At 63.0% G+C, this 1,070-nt stretch carries 1 protein-coding gene; it reads right to left on the bottom strand.

Annotation, left to right across the window (positions count from 1 at the left end):
* Positions 1-1,070, bottom strand: a 1,070-nt coding sequence (locus tag AC5ZGW_RS46385; protein ID WP_496114180.1) for a porin, incomplete at both ends; no start/stop codon positions are given.

The raw sequence follows: 1,070 nt of genomic DNA, 5'->3' as shown, positions 1-1,070 counted from the left end.
TCGCCGCCGGCTGCGACCGGCAGATAGACGGCATCGGTCGTCGCCCCGAACCCGATGCTCTGATAGGCGCCAAAAGTGCTGGAGCTGCCGAACATGGCAAAGCTCGGCGAGGTTGAAGCCGACGAGATGATGTATTTGGTCGCTCCCTTGGAATAGCTCGCGTCCATCTTGATGTCGTCACCGGTACCGGTCGGGATGTTCTTGATCTGTAACGCCGCCATGACCGCGCCGCCCCAGGAGGTGTCCGGATGTCCGGAAAGCTCGGATGCTCCGGTCGGCGCCGCACCAGGCAGGCCGACGGCGCCCGCTGGCGCTCCAAGGGCGTTCAGGACATTGTAGGAGGCGTTGACCTCATGCGCCGCGGCGGAAATCTGGAACAGACCCCAAGCCTGGTCGACGCGGATGTTGCCGACCACATCGGGCGCGTGGACGCCGGCATAAGCGTTGCCCGTGTTCAGCGTGGCGTTCAGCGGCAGCGACAGGTTGTAGACGGCGGTGCGGTCCCATACCGTCGGATCGTCGAGGCCGATGGTGCCGGTCACTCCGTTGCCGAAATCCGCAGTGTATTGGATGTTGTTGACGCCGGTATCATTGTTCTGGCCGCCGAGCAGGAAGTCCGAGATGTTGCCGGGGAAGCCCTGCCAAGGCGAGGAGTAGGCCGACGCCGACTGACCGAAGGTGAAGCCTGCGAACTGGATAAAGAGGAATTGGATGGTAGTAACGCCGCCGCCGGGAGTGTCGAGCAGCTGCGAGTTTGCGACCGGCAGCGAGCCATTGATCGAGTTCGGGTTGAAGGTGTTGTTGCCGAGCGTAGAGAACTGAAACCGGCCCTGCCCGAAGGTGCGGACCACGCCATAGTCGGTGGCGGTGCGGGTATCGATTGACAACAGCATACGGGAGCGGGCGGCAAAGTAGTCGAAGTAGCGGTTATGTTGTCCTGCGTCGCCGTTCCAGGCCGGCGAGCCCTGCACGCCGCCATCGAATGTGGTGTCGACCCGGAGGTAGCCGCCGATCTTCATGCAGGTGTCGGTACCGGGGATGAAGAAGAAGCCGGGACCGTAAGCCGAGCA

Source organism: Bradyrhizobium sp. Crot121, from assembly GCF_059512385.1.
This window is presented reverse-complemented; position numbering and strand designations above follow the sequence as displayed.